This is a genomic window from Acidovorax sp. ST3, from assembly GCF_003231145.1.
Lineage (GTDB): Bacteria > Pseudomonadota > Gammaproteobacteria > Burkholderiales > Burkholderiaceae_C > Acidovorax.
The window spans coordinates 1-517 of the sequence record NZ_QKVP01000139.1 but is presented as its reverse complement, the minus strand read 5'-3'; the positions used below and the strand labels follow the sequence as shown (position 1 = coordinate 517).

1 pseudogene is annotated in these 517 nt (G+C 67.7%); it reads left to right on the top strand.

Annotated elements, in window-relative coordinates:
- Positions 1 to 410, top strand: a pseudogene (locus tag DNK89_RS23990) (ATP-binding cassette domain-containing protein); the annotation flags it as partial.
- Positions 411 to 517 lie beyond the last annotated feature (107 nt).

Sequence of the window (517 nt, the reverse complement as noted above, 5' to 3'; positions counted from 1 at the left end):
ACATCGGCCAGCAGGCCACCACGCTGTCGGGCGGCGAGGCGCAACGCATCAAGCTTGCCAAGGAACTGTCGCGCAAGGCGACCGGCAAGACGCTCTACATCCTCGACGAGCCGACCACCGGCCTGCATTTCCACGACGTGGCAAAGCTGCTGGAGGTGCTGCATGAGCTGGTGGACCAGGGCAATACGGTGATCGTCATCGAACACAATCTCGAGGTCATCAAGACTGCCGACTGGGTGCTCGACCTCGGTCCCGAGGGCGGCGACGGCGGCGGCCTGATCGTCGCCTCGGGCACGCCGGAGAAGGTCGCGGCCACGCCGGAAAGCTGGACCGGCCGCTATCTGGCCGAGGTGCTGGAGCGGCACGAGACCCGTCGCCGCGAACGCGTCGCCGCGCTCAAGCGCGCCTGACGCCGCCGGGCGAAGGCGTAACGCCTTCGTCCGGGGCCTTTGCTCGGACCGCCCGTTAGAACACCTCGGAAGGATCGGCGGTCAGGGACTGGTAGATGCTGGCGGAC